Origin of the sequence: Cohnella sp. SGD-V74 (genome assembly GCF_003001675.1) — a bacterium.
GTDB lineage: Bacteria > Bacillota > Bacilli > Paenibacillales > Paenibacillaceae > Cohnella.
This window is the reverse complement of sequence record NZ_PVYW01000009.1, coordinates 147,600-162,779: the sequence shown is the minus strand read 5'-3', so window position 1 is coordinate 162,779 and position 15,180 is coordinate 147,600. Positions and strand designations below refer to the sequence as shown.

Sequence of the window (15,180 nt, the reverse complement as noted above, 5' to 3'; positions counted from 1 at the left end):
TCCTCTCCCGTTTGTTCAGTTTTTGTTAAGTTGCAAATTCTATAATGGTGTACAAGGCCGTTAGCGGCCTTTACATCTCGTCCTTCAGTCCAAGCAGTTCATAGACCCGAATCGGATGAGACTTGCCCTTAAACATCCGGTCTTCGCCTTCATCGAACAGGAACCAGCGTTTCGTCTGCTCGTAGACTTGCTCGGAGACGTGGACCTGTCCCTTCTTCGTCTGCGATTCGATTCGCGCCGCGATGTTGACGTTGTCGCCGATCGCCGTGTAGTCGACCCTCAGATAAGAGCCGATATTGCCTACGACGACGTTACCGGTATGAATGCCGATTCCGACGTTGACTTCGCACTCGTATTTCTCCATGATCTGCTCGCGAATTTGCTTCATGCCTTGCTGAATTTCGTATGCCGTCTGAACGGCCATGCGTTCATGCTCCGCCACGTCGAGGGGCGCGTTGAACAAGATCATCGCGGCATCGCCGATAAACTTATCGATTGTCCCCGAATTGCGCAGCGTCGTCTCCGTAATCATGTTGAACATCGTATTCAGCGTATCGACGAGTTCGGCAGGCGCCAGCTTCTCGGACAGCGGCGTGAATCCGCGAATATCGAGGAACAGAATCGTAATATGCTTCAAATCTCCGCCCAGCTTGATCTCGATGTCCTGGGCCACGATCTGTTTGACGAGATCCGGAGAAATATAGCGGCCGAACTGCCGGGTGACGAAGCTTTTTTGCGTGCTGTCCATATAAGACTTAAGGGACACGTTCGCCAAGTAAGCGAGCAGCATGGCAAGCAGGCCCAGGACGACGTTCGCGTGCAGCGCGGCTGTCTGATAGAGCGCGTACTGCCCGTACAATACGGCTGCGAATACGGTCAAGAACAATAGAATAGAATATATATTTTTCAATCTCCATGGCAGATAAATAAATAGAAGAAACAGAATAAGCGCGAACGTCAGCTCCGCCCAGTTCGGTACGTAAGAGACCTCCGAGCCCTTCAGCAGTTGGTTGACGATATTCCCGTGCGCGTACATGAGCTTGAAGTTTTTCTCGATCGGAGATGCGCCCGTATCCTGTCCTCCGTCGCCGGTTAGTCCGACCGCCGTGAACCCTACGATGACGATGGAATCCTTGAACAGATCGGGAGGCAGCTCGCCGTTCAGCACGTCTATGAAAGACACCGTGAGAAAATCGTCGGTCGACAGATGATAATCGATCGTCATCGTGTTCTTCGCGACCGGTTCTCCAAATTTCTTCGGATCGGTAAGATCCGAATACCCGCTCAGGTCCGCCCCTGCCATCTCCGCCGCTTTCCAGGCCAGGGAAGGAACGATCTCCCCGTCGGGCCCTTGGATATTGAGCCAGGTTTGGCGAATGACGCCATCCTTGGTCACTACGCGGTTAATATGGGCCAATTGGACAAGCTCGGCAAACAGCTCATAAGGCTTAACGATTCCTTGCGCCTGAATATATTCGTCGCGTCTGACGACGGAAGTGCTGAAATTGTCGCCCATAATTCCCGTTACGGGTAAAATGACGTTCGAATAGGACGCCAGCGCCTCCGCGAACGCCATGTCGCCGTCCGGATTGTCGCTTGCCTCGCCGAATATAATATCGAACGCGATCGCCTTCGGCTCGTTCCCTTCCTGGTTCAAATTCGCCAGGAACGGAGCGTATACCGCCCGATCCCAAGGAAATCTGCCCAGCTCCGCGAGCGACGCATCGTCGATCGCGACCATCACGATGCTCGGATCCGGCTGATGGTCCGCCGCAGCCTTCATATCGTAATCGAACAGCAAAATATCGATTTTCTGCAAAGCTCCCGATTGATGGATGAGAAATAATCCGAGCAGAAGAACGACATTGAGCGCGATCGCTATTCTTTTAATTTTCCCTTTCAAACTCCACCCCGCCCGCCTATGTAAAAGATACCATTTTGCCTCTATTATACCTTAGGTACAAGGCTTTATGTTGCTTTTTGTCTAAAAAGTGACTTTCATGACGTCAGTCATAGATTGCATGACAAAGAGAGCTCTCGCCTGGGTCTGTGGTCCCAAGCAAGAGCTCTCTGAGCGCTTCAACTATTACATATTAAACGGTGAGTCCGCGATTTTGATCGAATCCGTCGGGCAGCCGTCGGATGCGTCTTGCAGATCGTCGTATAGATCTTCCGGAATTGCGGTGATTCCGTGGTTGCCATCGTTGGCGTAGATCACCTCGGCAAGGCCTTCATCGTCGTAATCGTAAATGTCCGGCGCCGTCGCTCCGCATGCGCCGCAAGCGATGCATGTGTCTTTGTCTACGTAGGTAAACTTAGCCATGTGATAACCTCCTATTTTCAATCGGTGTTGCGTACGAAAGTAGTCCCACTACTGTTCAATATAATACAAAACCTGGCCAAGATCAAACGAAAATACAGATTGTCTCGCCTGAACATCCGCTTTATCCCGGCCTTGCTCATTCGTCGGAACTTTCCCGCAAAAAATCTTTTTGCAGAGAGGTCCCCCTCAGCTTCTTATTGCGAATAAGCGTCGACGGATCGTCTCCCAGCATTCCGGCGGTAAGCACCGCTCCCTCGCCGAATTTGTCCCTGAGCGCGTCCATGGCGGTCAGCAACCTCTGCTTCTTGGGCTCCTCCTCGTAAGTGAACAGGTCGAGCTGAAGCGGCGTATCCTTCTTCGGAGACAAGCTTTGCAGCGTAACCCCGAGCAGCCTTACCGGCTTGCCTTCCTTCCAATGCGCGTCCATCAGCTTGCAGGCCAGCTCATATACGTCGCCCGCCGTCTCCGTCGGCACGGGCAGCGTGAGCGAGCGCGTAATCGTACGCATATCCGGGTCCCGGATCGTAATCTGCACGGTCTGGCATACCATCCGCTGGCGCCGGAGTCTTCGTGTCGTCTGATCCGCCAGATTAAGCAGCACTCGGCGGTACTGGTCGCGCTCGGTCAAATCCGCCGGAAGCGTCGTCGTATGGCCGATCGACTTGGGCGCTTCGTGCAGCGGCTGAACCGGCGACTCGTCGACGCCGTTGGCGGCGTTCTTCATCCACGTGCCGTACACGCCGAATCGGTCGACCAGCATCTTCTCGTCGGCGCCCGCCAGCTCCCCGATCGTGCGAATGTTAAGCTTCAGCAGTTTATCCGCCGTGCGCGATCCGATGCCGTACAGAGTCTGGCAAGGTCTGCCCCACAGCAGCGACGGCATATCGCGTCTTCGCAAGATCGTAATTGCGTTGGGCTTGCGCATATCGGAAGCCATCTTGGCCAACAGCTTGTTCGGGGCGATTCCGATAGAGCAAGGGAGGGAAAGCTCTTCCCGTACTCTCCGGGCGATCGTCTCGGCAATTTCCATCGGCGATCCGAATTGCGAGCTGCCGGTAATGTCCAGGAAGCATTCGTCGATCGATACGGCTTCCACCAGCGGCGTAAAGCTGCCCGCGATGCGCATGAAGCCGCGGCTGTATTTCCGGTAAAGATCGAAGTCCGGAGAGATGATCATCAGGTCCGGGCAAGCGCTCAGCGCCTGCCGAACGGTCATTCCCGTCCGGACGCCCCGCGCCCGGGCTTCGTAGGAACTGGTGACGACGATCCCTTTGCGCAGCTCGACGCTGCCGGCGACCGCGGTCGGTTTTCCTCTGTAAAGACTCGGCTCTTCGGCGGCATGAACAGAGCAGTAAAACGCGTTCATGTCGATATGCAGAATGATCCGCCCTTTGCCCGCGTTTGCGCTCACATCCATCCCTCCTGATTGCTTCCTATTATACAAAGGATCCGAACATGGCCGCAACGAACCGCGCTCTCTACATTTAATGCCAACCATGGTATAATAGTTTCACCTGTTTTTACTTTTAAGGAGGCTTTCCGGTAACGCATGTCTACTCCACTTTGTATTTTCGATACGACTTTGCGCGACGGCACGCAAGGCGAAGGGATCAGCCTAACCGCCGAGGACAAGGTTAAAATCGCCCTGAAGCTCGACGCATTGGGCGTCCATTATATCGAAGGCGGCAACCCCGGCAGCAACAGCAAGGACATCGAGTTTTTTCGTCGCGTCCGCGAGATGAAGCTGCAAGCAAAGTTAACGGCATTCGGCAGCACCCGCAGGAAGCTCAGCTCTTGCGAGCAGGACGTCAACTTGAAGCATCTGACGGAATCCGGCGCGCAGGCGGCGACGCTGGTCGGCAAGACGTGGGATTTCCACGTTCACACCGCCCTGCAGACGACGCTGGAAGAAAATCTGGCGATGATCTACGAATCGCTCGCTTACGTGAAGCGCAGCGGGATGGAAGCGCTGTTCGACGCCGAGCACTTCTTCGACGGCTACAAGGCGAATCCGGACTACGCCTTGTCCGCCCTGGCCAAGGCCAAAGAAGCCGGAGCGGCCTGGATCGTCCTCTGCGATACGAACGGAGGCACGCTGCCGAACGAGATCCGCGAGATCGTCTCGCGCGTCGTATCGGTCATCGACGCTCCAATCGGCATCCATACGCATAACGATTGCGAGCTGGCCGTGGCGAACACGCTGGCGGCGATTACGGCCGGTGCTCGTCAAATCCAAGGAACGATCAACGGATACGGCGAACGCTGCGGCAACGCCAACCTCTGCTCGATCATCCCGACTTTGCAGCTTAAGATGGGCTATGAATGCGTAAGCGACGAGCAGCTCAAGTCGCTTACGGGAGTAGCGCGGTACGTGAGCGAGATCGCCAATGTCATCATGCCGGTTAATCAACCGTACGTCGGCAACGCGGCATTCGCGCACAAGGGCGGAATCCACGTCTCCGCGATCATGAAGGACTCGAAAACGTACGAGCACATCCAGCCACACCTCGTCGGCAACAAACAGCGGGTGCTCGTGTCCGAGCTTGCGGGTCAGAGCAACATTTTGTCCAAGGCTCAGGAACTGGGACTCGACGTCAATCCGGAAGGCATGAAGTCCCGCGACGTCATCGACCGGATTAAGGAGCTGGAGCATCAAGGCTACCAATTCGAAGGAGCGGACGCTTCCCTCGAACTGCTGCTCAGAGACGCTTACGGCGATGCCGTGCAAATTTTCTCCGTCGATTCTTTCAAGATTACGGTTGGGAGAAACGAAGGCCAAATGACGACCGAAGCCGTCGTAAAAGTCAATGTAGCCGGAGAGCAAGTGTATACGGTAGCGGAGGGCAACGGTCCGGTCAATGCGCTCGACAATGCGCTTCGCAAAGCGCTGGTGCAGTTTTATCCGGGTATCCGCGACATTCACCTGTCCGATTACAAGGTGCGCGTACTGGACGAGAAGGACGCCACGGCGGCGAAGGTTCGCGTGCTTATCGAGTCCACGAACTTCAAAGATACATGGAGCACGGTAGGCGTGTCCTCCAACGTGATCGAGGCCAGCTGGGAAGCGCTTGTCGACAGTATCCGCTACGCCCTGATCGGCATGGACAAGGATTCCGTCGCCGGCTCCGAGCTGGTACAGACGAACGGACTGGTCAATCATTGACGAGAGAGGCTTCGGCCTCTCTTTTTGCTTTTGCCGGGACAAGTCGCTATTTCTCACAATTTGACTCTTCGGGGCATGGATAGGCGCGGGTAATCATAAGTTTAACAAGAGAGTTTTCGGATGTACCTCCATAGTGAGGTATTTTTTTTGTAGAATTACAAGCTGCTCATGCTCGCGGGAAAGGAGGATGACAGTGAGAAAAAAGAAAATCACCCGCATCTGCCGCAGTTGCAGGAAGATCACGAGACTGTGCTGCTGCCCGCGCTCTAATGGACACAAGAAGCAGCATCGGCGCAAGCGGCCTCCGGCTCCCAGACCGCCTCGTCCTCCCCAGCCTGTCGGCCCGGTCGGACCGACAGGGGCCACAGGTGCGACTGGGGCTGCCGGGGCGACTGGAGTGGAAGGGCCACGGGGGCTAATGGGTTTCCGAGGAATACAAGGTGTTCCAGGAGCCACCGGCGCTACGGGACCTCCCGGTGTTAGGGTGACTGGTGCTACCGGTGCAACTGGCATGACTGGTGCTGGCGGCGACGCAGGAGCTACGGGGGCCACTGGGGCTACTGGGGCCACTGGGGCTACTGGGGCTACTGGTGACATTGGAGCGACTGGCCCTACCGGTCCCACCGGGGCGACCGGCGGGACTGGGGCGACTGGGGCTACAGGCCTTACTGGCGCTACAGGCGCTACCGGTACAACTGGTGACACTGGGGCGACTGGAGTTACTGGCCCGACCGGAGCTACCGGGGAGACCGGCCCTACTGGGGCCACTGGTGATACGGGGGCTACTGGAGCAACTGGCATGACTGGTGCGACTGGCATGACTGGTGAGACTGGTGACACAGGAGCGACTGGGGCCACTGGAATTACTGGTCCCACCGGAGCTACTGGGGACACTGGCGCTACTGGTGACACGGGGGCGACTGGAGCTACCGGAGACACCGGCCCTACTGGGGCCACTGGTGATACGGGGGCTACTGGGGCTACTGGAGCAACTGGCATGACTGGTGCGACTGGTGACACAGGAGCGACCGGGGCCACTGGAATTACTGGCCCCACCGGAGCTACTGGCGACACAGGGGCTACTGGTGACACTGGGGCGACTGGAGTTACTGGCCCGACCGGAGCTACCGGAGACACCGGCCCTACTGGGGCCACTGGTGACACGGGGGCTACTGGGGCTACTGGAGCAACTGGCATGACTGGTGCGACTGGTGACACAGGAGCGACCGGGGCCACTGGAGCGACTGGCGACACTGGAGCGACTGGGGCTACTGGTGACACGGGCGCTACGGGAGCTACTGGCGCTACCGGTGATACAGGAGCAACTGGCCCGACTGGTTCGACCGGAGCCACTGGCAACACGGGCGCTACGGGAACTACTGGCGCTACTGGCGCTACCGGTGCTACTGGTGACACTGGAGCGACTGGCCCGACCGGAGCCGCTGGCAACACGGGCGCTACGGGAGCTACTGGCGCCACTGGTGATACAGGAGCCACTGGCGCTACTGGTCCCACTGGAGCGACTGGGGCTACTGGCCCCACCGGAGCGACTGGCGACACTGGAGCGACTGGGGCTACTGGCCCCACCGGAGCGACCGGGGCCACTGGAGCGACTGGGGCTACTGGTGACACTGGGGCGACTGGCGTGACTGGTGACACGGGCGCTACGGGAGCTACTGGCTCTACCGGTGATACAGGAGCAACTGGCCCGACTGGTTCGACCGGAAACACGGGCGCTACGGGAACTACTGGCGCTACCGGTGCTACTGGTGACACTGGAGCGACTGGCCCGACCGGAGCCACTGGCAACACGGGCGCTACGGGAGCTACTGGCACTACCGGTGATACAGGAGCCACTGGCCCTACTGGTCCCACTGGAGCCACTGGAGCCACCGGCCCTACTGGAGTTACAGGCGTTACTGGAGCTACAGGCGCGACTGGGGCCACCGGAGCCACCGGTGCGACCGGAGCTACCGGGAACACCGGGCCAAGCGTGCTTGCAGACGGCTTCTCGGCTTCCCGTACGGGCTCTACGATCGCCACCGGCACGCAGCTCCTCAACTGGATCGTTACGAGCCCTTATTACGGCAATCCGGCGTTTAATCCGGCAGCAGGCGTCTTCACCGTCCCGACAACCGGAAGATATGCCATTAAAGCAACCTTAAGCTACTCGACCACCGCAGCCATAAATCTATCTATCGGAGCAGGAGTCAATCCGGCTTTCGCCATTCGCAGAACGAACGACGGAACGAATTTGATCGTTGGCTTTTTCCCGATCCTGAACGTCAACGTGACCCTGCTGAATCTTCGGGCCGTGCTCGGAACTTCCAGCGTTACTTTGGCTGGAGACGTCACGCTGAACTCCGGCGACACGATCGGCATTTTCTATGTTAGCGACGGGTTGACCGTCAATCTGAATCTCGGAAGCACCCAGCAGGCCGCCACCGTGTGGTCCATGCACAGATTGACCTGACGCCGCCGAGCATCCGGTGCCCTTATGAAACGGAGGAATGATATGGTTTCGATCAGTCTCTGCATGATCGTAAAAAACGAAGAAGATGTGTTGGAGCGCTGCCTCAGCGCCGTTGCCCCCGTCGTCGACGAATTTGTCATCGTCGATACCGGCTCCACCGACCGGACGAGAGAGATCGCTCTACGGTATGCGGATCGGCTGCTTCATTGGGAGTGGATCGACGATTTCTCGGCGGCTCGCAACTTCTCTTTCGACGCTGCGACGCAAGATTACATTCTATGGCTGGACGCCGACGACGTGATCACTCCCGACAACCTCCAGAAGCTGCTCTCCCTCAAACAAAAAATCGACCCATTCGTCGATGCTGTCTCCATGATCTACGAGCTGGATAAAGACGAATACGGCAACGTCTCCCACAGCTTGCGGCGCAACCGGCTTATTAAGAGAGCCAACGGATTTCGCTGGGAAGGGGCGGTGCATGAAGTGCTCATCGTCGGCGGTCAGATTTGGGCGAGCGACGTCTCCATCGCTCACCGTCCGCTGAAACATTCCGATCCCGGCAGAAATCTGCGAATTTACCGCGAACGCGAAGCCAGAGGACTTCCTCTGACTGCCAGGGATCGCCTATACTACGCTCACGAACTGCTGGACAACGGCGAACACCGGCAAGCCAGCATCCACTACGAGCGCTTCCTTGCCGACGGTCAAGGATGGGTGGAAGACGAGATCACCGTCTGCGGCAAGCTTGCCGATTGCTATCACGCGCTTGGCGAGGAAGACAAGGAATGGAATGCCATTTGCCTGTCGTTCAAATACGGCGAACCGCGCCCGGAATTTTGCTGCAGAATCGGCTTCCGACTGCTTCAGCAGGGCAAGTACGAAACCGCCGCCTACTGGTACAAAAAAGCGATCGAGCTCCCGCCGGCGCCCAACTGGGGCTTAACGAACCACGCCTGCCAGACGTGGCTCCCCCATTTGCAGCTGTGCGTCTGCTACGATCGCTTGGGCAGGCATGATCTTGCCTACATCCATAACGAAATCGCCCGGACCTACCGTCCGAACGATCCGGCCATTCTCTCTAACCGTAAGTATCTGGAGCCGCTTCTGCTCGAGAGGCTGGGCTCCGGCAACAGTTCCGGCAACACCGTCACTAACAGCAGCATAGAGGCAAGCTAGCCCGTTAGCTTTACTCCATCCATTCGACCAGTCGCGGATTCGGATCCAGAATCGACTCGTACTGCGCCTTGCTTCCGTAGCGGCCTTCCGGGTCCAGCTCCCGATATCGCTCGTACTTGCGCCTTCGGGCATCTTCCCGGGACCAGCCCATATGCTTCAGCCGGTAAGAGCTGATCGCATTGGGCATCGTGAAGATGTTCGAAGGCATTCTTCCGCAATGCAGCGGAGCATCCGGCCATACGAAAGGAAAATACGGACGGTATCGAACCAGCAATGGCCGATGAAGCCGATGACTATGCCAATGCGCGTCTTCACGGTAATGCCCCTCACCCCAGAAGTCGTAGATGCGAAAGCTGAACACGTCGATCTCGTTCTGCTCGAGCATCGCCGGAAGTCCTGCGGCGAACGACGGTTCGAACCATTCGTCCGCATCCAGCATAAGCACCCATCGCGGATTGAGACGCATAGCCTCCAGCCACTGCTGCTTGCGCAGCTCGTTCTCCCGATGAAACCGCGAATGCTCGTTGCGCACAATCCGCAAAGGGATGCCCTCCAGCATCTCCCTGCAAATTTCAGCAGTGCTGTCCGTGCTCCCGTCGTCGATGATGCACGCCGCATCGATATACCCTCTACAGTTCCCCAGCATCTCCCGCAAATGCCCCTCCGCCTCGTTGCGGACAACCATCGACAGCAGCAGCCGGGGGCGTCCGCCTTGATCCAAGCTGTTGATATTCGCCCAGTGCACCCGCTGCTCCGGCAACCTGTCCAGATCTTCCTTACGATATAAGTGCAATGCCGGCAGCGTCGTATCGACGAACAGCCCGAAGCCGAGGCATTCCGCTCGAATGCAGAAGTGACGGTCCTCCCACCAGAAGGATAGATTACGAATTTTGCCGAACCGGACGCCCGCCCGCAACGCCTCCCCGCGGATAAGCATACAGGCGCCAAGCCCTCCGACCCGATACCGGCCCGGAACCGTCAGCATGGCCAGAAATTCGTCTATCCTGCGCTTCATTTCCGCATCGGTCAGCCTCTCTCCCGGCTCTCGTTCCGCCATCTCGTACTCGTCCATCAGCCACACTTGCGGCAGCGGCCGGCTCCCGGGCTGCCACTGAGTCCAGAAAATTTCGCTGACGATCTGCCGGTCCGCATCGAGAAGTCGCAGCAGCGTATCGGGATGCACGACAACGTCCGAGTCCAGCAGGAACAAAGCGTCCGCCCCCTCAGCGATCGCCTCGCGAATAAACCCATCCTTATGCGCGGCTACCCGCCATACGAGCCGCTCGTTCCACGCGTGAGCGTTCTCGTCGCATACAAAAGGGACTCCCGCTTCCCGATCGGCTTGTTCGATCTTCGCGGAAATCCCTTTGCGCGCTTGCAGCGCCTGAAACGCTCTCAACCTGTCCGACGATTCCCTGTCGTCGTTATCGTCCACGAACCGAAAGCTCAATTCGTGTCCGCCCGCTTCCAGTTCGCACAGACTGTTGAGGAAGGCGGCCAGAATGTCCGGGTCACGCCTAACCGGACTTGCTATCGTAATCTTCAGCTTTTCCATCGTTCCCCTCCGACCGGCGCAGGCTCGGGAAGCGGCGATCGACCGCCGCCTCCCCTCCTTAACCTTTATGCACGGAAAGTCGAACGAATGCCTTCGCGGCCTAGGACACGAGCACATCCTGAAGCAGCTTATCCCATTCCTTGCGGTCGATAATGCCTTCGATCCGGTGGCGTATGACGCCGTCCTTGTCGATAATAAAGCTGACCGGATACCCCGTTATTTTGTACAGATCTCCGGCCACTCCCTCCGCGTCGGTCAGCACGGGGAACACGAAGCCCTGCTCCTTCACGAAGTCTTTGGCCGCTCTTACCCGATCGTAATTGGTCGCGTTAATCGCGTACAGATCCAATTGCGCCTGATGGTCTTCATATATTTCCTTCAGATCCGGCGCTTCCACTTCGCAAGGACCGCACCAAGCCGCCCAGAAGTTGATGATCAGCGCCTTATCCCGCTTGCCCCCTACGCTGTAGGAGCCGCTTCCGTCCAGCTCGTTCAAGCTGAACTCCGGCGCGAAATGATTCGCCTTCGGCGCGGGCTTGGCGGGAATGTCGCCGAGCACCCGCCCCGACGCTTCCGCGGGCTGGCCCGAGGAGGCGCTCTTGCCGCTTCCGTCCCATATCCATACGCCGGCTACGGCGATAACCGCTATGAGCAAAATAACCAGATTTCTCTTCAAGGATCTCACTCTTTCAAGTTAAGATGTTACCTCTATCTTACCCCATTTCCCAATCCCATTCCATGCGGTACCCGTGTCGGATTCATGAACTTAAGCAGTCGGAAGTCCGCGCGCGGCGCATACCGTCCCAGCCCCCAGGGAAACTTAACAGGCATCTGCGGCCATCGCGACAAGCCGACTTAAGGAGGAGCAGAAGTGTCCGCGACCACGAAATCCCGACGCAAGCTGTCCGTCACGTTCACGAGCGACCTCGACGCCGAAGACGATCGCCCAGCGAGTTCATCGACATCGGCCAAGCCCGACCGACCCAAGAGCAAGGCGCTGGAGTACGTCGCCCTGTCCACCGTCCCCCTTGTGCTCGTGCTCGGCAATTCCATGCTCGTCCCGATTCTGCCAACGCTTCGCCAAGAGCTCGGCATTTCCCAGTTCCAGACCAGCTTGGTCATCAGTTTGTTTTCCTTCGCGGCGGCGCTCATTATTCCGATCGCCGGCTATTTGTCCGATCGTTTCAGCCGCAAAGCCGTCATCGTTCCTTCTCTTATCGTTTACGGCAGCGCGGGCGTGCTGGCGGGCTTCGGAGCGATCTGGGATTCTTACGGCGTGCTCATCGCCGCCAGAGCGCTTCAAGGCATCGGCGCCGCCGGCACCGCGCCCATCGCCATGGCGCTCGTAGGCGACTTGTACAAAGACGGCGAGGAAAGCCGGGCGCTCGGACTAATCGAAGCGTCCAACGGAACAGGGAAAGTGGTCAGCCCCATTCTCGGTTCCCTGCTTGCGCTCATCGTCTGGTATGCCGCCTTTTTCGCGTTTCCCGTCTTCTGCCTCCTCTCCCTGCTCGGCGTTCTTTTTCTGATCAAGGAACCGAAGCGGCAGGACGAACCGAAACCGATCTCCCAGTACCTCCGTTCCGTCCGACAGATTTTCGCCGACCGCGGCCGCTGGCTGATCTCTTCCTTTTTCGCGGGATCGCTTGCGCTGTTTATTTTGTTCGGAGTGCTTTTTTTCTTATCGGACATTCTGGAGAAGCCTCCCTATTCGATCGAAGGCGTTCGCAAAGGACTCGTTCTCGCTATCCCCCTGTTCGGAATGGTGACGACCGCCTACGCGACGGGCGCCGTCATTCGCAAGAACGGCGTGCTCATCCGTCTGCTGATGAATATAGGACTCGCCATGATGACGGCCTCCTTGGCGCTGGCTATCTGGTTCAATACGAATCTGTATGTGTTCATCGGGCTGCTCACCGTCAGCAGCATCGGCACCGGACTGCTTCTTCCTTGCCTGAATACGATGATTACGGGGGCGGTGGACAAGGCGGAGCGAGGCATGATCACATCGCTTTACAGCAGCTTGCGGTTTTTCGGAGTCGCCGTCGGTCCCCCGTTGTTCGGCTGGTTGATGGCCAAGTCGCACATGATCGTGTTCGTCACGGTATCGGCGCTGTCGCTGGCCGCGCTGGCGCTCGTCTTCTTCCTGGTCAAACCCGGCAAGCAGGTGCAATGAACGGGGATTGCCACTTCCGCCATGTTCGCTCATACTCGATGGTGGAGGGGGAAGACGAATGAAAGCCACAATAAACGTCGGGTTGGAAAATGAACTCGTGCATACGGTACGCAGCCGCCTGCCCTTCGAATCGTGCGGAGTGATCATGGGGACGGTAACGGGAGAGGTTATCGAAGCAAGCGGGTTTCGTCTCATTCGCAACGCTGCGGGCCGTCCGGCAACGCAGTTTTCTTTTCACCCCGAGGATTGGATCGAAATCTTCTTCGAAGCGCAAAAAAACCAACGCGAAATCGTCGGTTTGTTTCACAGCCATCCGTCCGGAACGATCGTCCCCAGCGAGAGCGATCTCGCAGGGTTCGTTCCTTGGAAGACGTATTGGATTGTCGGGCTGACCGAGGCCGGTCATGAGATCGGAGTGTACGCGCAGGAACCGGAAGCCCGCTGGAGTCGACTTCCCCTCGAGATCGTCAGTGACGGCTCAAGTAGGCGTACAGCTCCCCCAGCGTCATCACTTGCCGATCCAAAATCTGTTTGAGAAACTTGAAATAAAGCTTGGCGGTCATCATCGAATCGTGCAGCGCGTGGTGCCGCTCCGTCACCTCGACGCCATACCGGTCCAGCACTTCGTCCAGCCCGTAATGGATCGCCTTCGGCTCCAGCCATTTGGCGATCATCATCGTATCGAGAATCCGGTGCGTCAAGTTGACTTTCGACGTCCGCCACAGCGCGCTGTTGAGAAACTGCTTGTCGTGGCCGCTGCCGTGAGCGATGAGCACCCTTTTTCCAATAAAGTCCATAAAGTCGTGCAGCACCTGCATCAAATCCGGAGCGTTCTCCGCCATCTCGTTCGTGATTCCGGTCAGCTCCGTAATGTGACGCGGAATTTTACGCTTCGGATTGACCAACTGATAGAACGGTTCGGTTTCCTCGAAGCTTCCCCCGCGAATAATGACGCCGCCTATAGACAAGATTTCATCGCCGTTGTATGGATAGAATCCGGTCGTCTCCAAGTCGAACACGACCGCATCCATTTCGGACAGCTGCATTTCGAGCGCGCTTTCCTTGCGTTGCTCCCTGGACATCGAGCGGATGAATGCCATCTGCTGGGCGTTGGCCGAACCGAACATCGACGCGATCGCCGGAGTCAGTCCGCCCATCTTGTACAGGTTCCACATTCGTCCCCTCGAATTCGTATCCTTGGGATCTTTCACCGCTTTCACCTCCCGCCAAACCGGTACTGCAGCTCCTTCTGCACCTTGCGCTGAATTTTGTTGCCCGTCTTCAGCGCCTTCTTCAGAGGAGCGATCATCTCCTTGGTCAACTTGTTCGCCGGAAGCTTCCCCGTGCCGACGAGATATCCGTCTTCCACGGCCACCGACGTGAACAATCTCAGCTTCAGGAACAGGCTGAAAGCCTCCTTGGCCTCCACCGACTCTTCCTCGTCCAACAGATTTTCTTCCCGAAGCGCGTCGATTCGCCGCAAAGTGCTCGTCTCGCGAATGCCGGCGCGCATGGCCAGCAGCCGGAAGGCGTTCACCATCGGAATGTAGGCTCCGTATTTAATGTCCAGGCTTCCCGCGTTTTCCCCGTATCTCTCCGTCAGCAACTGGCCGAATACGCCGACCAGAACTTTGTGCCGCAGCGTATTCTCGAGCATTCTGCGTTCAATTACCGGATGACCGAGCAGATCGCCGAAGTAGCGGCTGCGCAGCCGATCCGCCAAGCTCGCGTCTCCCCATATCGCCCGCCCGTCGGCCGCGATGAGCAAGTAACGGACGTTCTCCCAGCTCGGCTCGGCGAACCAACTTGCGATTCTTGCCGCCCATTCCGTCAGAGACATGCACCATGCCGGATTGGAAGCGATCACGTTGCCCTCGCAAGGGGGATAGCCGATCGCGATCAGATGCTCGACCGCCGTTTCGGCCAATTTCAGAAAATAAATCCGGTTGCGTTCCTCTTCCGCCTCGTTTGTCGCATCCGCGTACACAAGGCCGCTGTCCTGATCGCTATGCATCGTCTGCTCGAACCGACCGCCGCTGCCATAAAGCATATACGCATAAGGCACGGGAGGAGCGCCAAGCCCCGACCGTGCCAAATCGTTTTCCGCCAGCATAAGCACTCGGGCAATCAACGCATCGTGAAGTTCGTTCAGCGTTACGATCGCCTCGTCGGAGGGAGAGGAAGCCAGCTCATCCTCGAGCAGACGCTGTTCCCTCTCCCTTGCCGACTTCAGTTGGTCGAGATTGTCGGCGCAGGCGATGTCTAGCCACCGCTTTTCCCCGATGGGATTGTGCATGCGGTCTATACCCCTCCT

At 57.7% G+C, this 15,180-nt stretch carries 12 protein-coding genes; 5 read left to right on the top strand and 7 right to left on the bottom strand.

Annotated elements, in window-relative coordinates; genetic code table 11:
- Window positions 1–70: 70 nt before the first annotated feature.
- From B0G52_RS15465 to B0G52_RS15455, 3 genes are all read right to left on the bottom strand, one after another.
- The gene (locus tag B0G52_RS15465) at window positions 71–1,903 is read right to left on the bottom strand and encodes a CHASE2 domain-containing protein (protein ID WP_094045831.1); all 1,833 of its coding nucleotides are present in this window, start codon (window positions 1,901–1,903) and stop codon (window positions 71–73) included.
- Window positions 1,904–2,086: 183 nt separating this feature from the next.
- On the bottom strand, window positions 2,087–2,323 hold the full coding sequence (locus tag B0G52_RS15460) for a ferredoxin (protein ID WP_094045829.1): 237 nt from the start codon (window positions 2,321–2,323) through the stop codon (window positions 2,087–2,089).
- A gap of 136 nt (window positions 2,324–2,459) precedes the next feature.
- Window positions 2,460–3,689: a DNA polymerase IV gene (locus tag B0G52_RS15455; RefSeq protein WP_233162711.1), complete on the bottom strand. Its 1,230-nt coding sequence runs from the start codon at window positions 3,687–3,689 to the stop codon at window positions 2,460–2,462.
- A 183-nt stretch (window positions 3,690–3,872) separates the two neighbouring features.
- Between B0G52_RS15455 and cimA the strand changes: the two genes are divergently transcribed.
- From cimA to B0G52_RS15440, 3 genes are all read left to right on the top strand, one after another.
- Complete coding sequence (gene cimA, locus B0G52_RS15450; RefSeq protein ID WP_094045825.1) at window positions 3,873–5,486, top strand: citramalate synthase; 1,614 nt, start codon at window positions 3,873–3,875, stop codon at window positions 5,484–5,486.
- A gap of 418 nt (window positions 5,487–5,904) precedes the next feature.
- The gene (locus B0G52_RS15445) at window positions 5,905–7,959 is read left to right on the top strand and encodes a collagen-like protein (protein ID WP_233162709.1); all 2,055 of its coding nucleotides are present in this window, start codon (window positions 5,905–5,907) and stop codon (window positions 7,957–7,959) included.
- A gap of 42 nt (window positions 7,960–8,001) precedes the next feature.
- On the top strand, window positions 8,002–9,135 hold the full coding sequence (locus tag B0G52_RS15440) for a glycosyltransferase family 2 protein (protein ID WP_094045820.1): 1,134 nt from the start codon (window positions 8,002–8,004) through the stop codon (window positions 9,133–9,135).
- A gap of 10 nt (window positions 9,136–9,145) precedes the next feature.
- On the opposite strand, the gene B0G52_RS15435 is transcribed toward B0G52_RS15440, so the two are convergent.
- Together B0G52_RS15435 and B0G52_RS15430 are read right to left on the bottom strand one after the other, a co-directional pair.
- Window positions 9,146–10,690: a glycosyltransferase gene (locus tag B0G52_RS15435; protein ID WP_094045818.1), complete on the bottom strand. Its 1,545-nt coding sequence runs from the start codon at window positions 10,688–10,690 to the stop codon at window positions 9,146–9,148.
- 100 nt (window positions 10,691–10,790) lie between these two features.
- Entirely contained in the window at window positions 10,791–11,366 is a 576-nt protein-coding gene (locus tag B0G52_RS15430; RefSeq protein ID WP_158223722.1) for a TlpA family protein disulfide reductase, read from the bottom strand.
- Window positions 11,367–11,561: 195 nt separating this feature from the next.
- On the opposite strand from B0G52_RS15430, the gene B0G52_RS15425 reads away from it, so the two are divergent.
- Complete coding sequence (locus B0G52_RS15425) at window positions 11,562–12,866, top strand: MFS transporter (RefSeq protein WP_094045814.1); 1,305 nt, start codon at window positions 11,562–11,564, stop codon at window positions 12,864–12,866.
- Between the two features lie 58 nt (window positions 12,867–12,924).
- Window positions 12,925–13,401 carry a M67 family metallopeptidase gene (locus B0G52_RS15420; RefSeq protein ID WP_094045812.1) on the top strand — a complete coding sequence of 159 codons (477 nt, stop codon included), beginning with the start codon at window positions 12,925–12,927 and terminating at the stop codon, window positions 13,399–13,401.
- On the opposite strand, the gene B0G52_RS15415 is transcribed toward B0G52_RS15420, so the two are convergent.
- Together B0G52_RS15415 and B0G52_RS15410 are read right to left on the bottom strand one after the other, a co-directional pair.
- A complete protein-coding gene (locus B0G52_RS15415) occupies window positions 13,334–14,041 on the bottom strand; it encodes an exonuclease domain-containing protein (protein ID WP_233162707.1) in 708 nt (235 codons plus the stop codon). The genes B0G52_RS15420 and B0G52_RS15415 overlap by 68 nt on opposite strands.
- Window positions 14,042–14,082: 41 nt before the next feature.
- On the bottom strand, window positions 14,083–15,162 hold the full coding sequence (locus B0G52_RS15410) for a DUF294 nucleotidyltransferase-like domain-containing protein (protein ID WP_094045808.1): 1,080 nt from the start codon (window positions 15,160–15,162) through the stop codon (window positions 14,083–14,085).
- Window positions 15,163–15,180: the final 18 nt, after the last annotated feature.

Coding starts and splice junctions, on each gene's coding strand:
- B0G52_RS15460 (WP_094045829.1), bottom strand. CDS start 2,323: ATGGCTAAGTTTACCTACGTAGACAAAGACACATGCATCGCTTGCGGC.
- B0G52_RS15455 (WP_233162711.1), bottom strand. CDS start 3,689: ATGAACGCGTTTTACTGCTCTGTTCATGCCGCCGAAGAGCCGAGTCTT.
- cimA (WP_094045825.1), top strand. CDS start 3,873: ATGTCTACTCCACTTTGTATTTTCGATACGACTTTGCGCGACGGCACG.
- B0G52_RS15445 (WP_233162709.1), top strand. CDS start 5,905: ATGGGTTTCCGAGGAATACAAGGTGTTCCAGGAGCCACCGGCGCTACG.
- B0G52_RS15440 (WP_094045820.1), top strand. CDS start 8,002: ATGGTTTCGATCAGTCTCTGCATGATCGTAAAAAACGAAGAAGATGTG.
- B0G52_RS15435 (WP_094045818.1), bottom strand. CDS start 10,690: ATGGAAAAGCTGAAGATTACGATAGCAAGTCCGGTTAGGCGTGACCCG.
- B0G52_RS15420 (WP_094045812.1), top strand. CDS start 12,925: ATGAAAGCCACAATAAACGTCGGGTTGGAAAATGAACTCGTGCATACG.
- B0G52_RS15415 (WP_233162707.1), bottom strand. CDS start 14,041: ATGTGGAACCTGTACAAGATGGGCGGACTGACTCCGGCGATCGCGTCG.
- B0G52_RS15410 (WP_094045808.1), bottom strand. CDS start 15,162: ATGCACAATCCCATCGGGGAAAAGCGGTGGCTAGACATCGCCTGCGCC.